The organism is Bartonella jaculi (assembly GCF_039543045.1).
Taxonomy (GTDB): domain Bacteria; phylum Pseudomonadota; class Alphaproteobacteria; order Rhizobiales; family Rhizobiaceae; genus Bartonella; species Bartonella jaculi.
This window is the reverse complement of the sequence record NZ_BAABIZ010000078.1, coordinates 1-2,674: the sequence shown is the minus strand read 5'-3', so window position 1 is coordinate 2,674 and position 2,674 is coordinate 1. Positions and strand designations below refer to the sequence as shown.

The 2,674-nt window shown below is 43.1% G+C and carries 2 protein-coding genes; both read left to right on the top strand.

What is annotated here, in order from left to right; genetic code table 11:
* The first annotated feature begins 146 nt into the window (after positions 1–146).
* Positions 147–2,153, top strand: a complete 2,007-nt coding sequence (locus ABD915_RS09280; RefSeq protein ID WP_345117613.1) for a hemagglutinin repeat-containing protein — start codon at positions 147–149, stop codon at positions 2,151–2,153.
* A complete protein-coding gene (locus ABD915_RS09275; protein WP_345117611.1) occupies positions 2,150–2,563 on the top strand; it encodes a hypothetical protein in 414 nt (137 codons plus the stop codon). The genes ABD915_RS09280 and ABD915_RS09275 overlap by 4 nt, the downstream gene beginning before the upstream one ends.
* Positions 2,564–2,674 lie beyond the last annotated feature (111 nt).

Here is a 2,674-nt window from a genome sequence, read left to right as displayed (position 1 = left end):
GACAAAGATAAATGGGGAGGAACTTGGTGTGAGAATTATAAAGCTGAAAATCTTCCCATCTGTCAACCTGGTGCTGTCATCCCAAAGCGAAGTGTCGAAAAGCGCTTAAACAGCCCATTTTGTAAAAAGTATAAAAACGCGGATGAATGCCAGCCTTAAGTTTTGCTATTGATGATGGAAACAATCCCCCCTCCTTGCCTTCGCTTGGAATGGTGGGATTGTTTTCTCAATCTTATTATTTAACGGCAGAAGACATGCAAGCCCACAAAGGCAGTATTCATGGTGTTGGAGCCGATATTATTGCCGGCACAAACCCGATGCAAAACAATGATGAACAGAGCGGGAACATTAACTTGGGTGCAGGGAAAGATATCACCTTTGAAAGTGCACAAAACACGCAAAACACGCAAAATCATTCGCAAAGTGCTTCCCTGAATGTTGGCTATACCTATGGCACGAATGGTTCTGGATGGATGGGAAATGCTTCTTTTGGGAAAGGAAATGGCTCTAGTGAGGAAGTACACCATAAGAACAGCCATGTTGTGGGTACCGGAACAGTTCATACCAGCAGTGGAGAGGATACTACATTGAATGGTGCGGTGTTTTCTGGAAATCGTGTAGAGATGGGTGTTGGTAATAATTTTACTATTACCAGCCAGAGTGATACGGGAAAAAGCTCTAGCAAGCAAGACACTGTTTCCATTGGCTTTAATGGTGGAAAACAGGATGCAGCCTCAACCAATATTGCCTTTAACAAGGATAAATCCTCTAGTGATTATCATAGTGTTGTGGAACAATCAGGCATTAAAGCAGGGACAGGCGGCTTTGAGATCAACGTGAAAGACAAAACAACGCTGACCGGGGGCATTATTGACAGCAGCGCACCAGCAGATAAAAACAAACTGACCACCGGAACCATCACGACGAGTGATATTGCCAACAATGCTGACGCGCAAGCCAGCAGCCAAGGTTTAAGCATTTCTGCTGGTGGTCCGATGGATCAAGGCAAATATGGTATTGGAAAAAACATTGCCAAAAATATCTTAGATCATTCCAAAGCTAAGGATTCAGAAGAAGGTTATACCAAATCTGCCATCAGTGATGGCACCATTGTGATCACCAATGAAGACGGGCAGAAAGTGTTGACGGGGCAAAATGGGGCACAAACCATTGCTTCCCTTAATCGTGATACTGCTAACGCCCATAAGGGTGTCTCACCCATCGATGTCGCCAAGCTGGAACAAATAGTCCATGAAAACCGTGAAATGGCAACACAACTCTTAGAAGAAGGGTTTAAATACAGCGATGAGTCCTATAAAACCATGTTTATTAAAGAACATCCTCTCGCTGTGGTTGACCGTGATGAACAGGGCAATATAATCTATAAAACAGATGAAAATGGGGTACCTATAAGAGACGCTCGTGGACAAAAAATCCCTGCATTTCATTATTTAACGGAAGAAGAAAAGCAGCATTTGCAAGAAGGTGCTGATGGCAAGGTGCATGTGTCCCTCAATGGCATCTTTACTCCACCAGAAGAGGCGGCTGTTTATGCAGTGCAACATGCGAAGGATAAAAATGCACCGCTTTATTTTGTTGTATTCCCAGAAGCCGATTCTGCCATCTCAGAACTTCTGGTAGCAGGTTATCAGAAGTTTATGGAAAATAACTTTTGGGGTTTGACCAATTCCACACAAGAAGCAAAAGATCTAGTGTATGGCTATGGTCTTACAGGGTTAGAACTTTATGGCCATAGTCGCGGTGGGATGACATTGGGGAATATGCTGAATTCTTTCAAACAAGAAGGCGTGCATGGGATAGGCAACGAAAACATGAATATCAATTTCTATGGACCAGCCTTTAATGTTTTGTCTGCATCCGGTCTGTTCACTTATGTGAGTGATGGCAAACAAACCACAGTTGGCTTTGATGGGCATAAATATGACTTTGTCAGCAGAATTATTGGCGGCAATGGCTATACTTACGAGACAGCACCTGCTGGCAGTAACTGGTGGACAGAAGCATGGAAAATGTTCACAGATCCCATAAATCCCCATACTTGCCTTGGAGATGCGGGTGATAAATGTACATGGCGCTATGGTACATCTCGTCGAGAACAAAGACCTTTAAGTAAATCAAGGAGTAAAAAATGAAACAAAATCTAAAGTTATTAGGCGCTGTAACTCTATTGAGTATAGCTGGATGTCAGTTTAATAAGCCTCCTTCAGGATATTTAACTGCTTGGGAGAAACCAGGAGCAGATTTTACAGAGGTCGGAAAAGCTTTGTTAGAATGTGGTATGCCAACCCCTTATGATGTCGATCCAGAAAATAGAAAGAATAGCCTTAATGCAAAAGCAACAATTTATGCTTGCATGATCCAAGCAGGATTCCGCTATAAAGATGAAGAGGTAGCAAGAGCGGGAGGGCCATGTTATACTTTTAAAACCGAAAACTTACCCATATGTCGTCCAGGCGCTGTCATTCCGAGGCCCAGTGTCAAGAAGCGCTTAAACAGCCCTTATTGTAAAAAATATAAAAACGCGGATGAATGCCAACCTTAACAACGCAAAATCATTCGCAAAGCGTTTTAATGAGAATGTTGGCTTTGGTGCTGGAGCAACGGGAGGAGGAGGTTCCATGAGCGCCTCTTTGAACAAGGATAAATCCTCTAG

Coding starts and splice junctions, on each gene's coding strand:
- ABD915_RS09275 (WP_345117611.1), top strand. CDS start 2,150: ATGAAACAAAATCTAAAGTTATTAGGCGCTGTAACTCTATTGAGTATA.
- ABD915_RS09280 (WP_345117613.1), top strand. CDS start 147: ATGCCAGCCTTAAGTTTTGCTATTGATGATGGAAACAATCCCCCCTCC.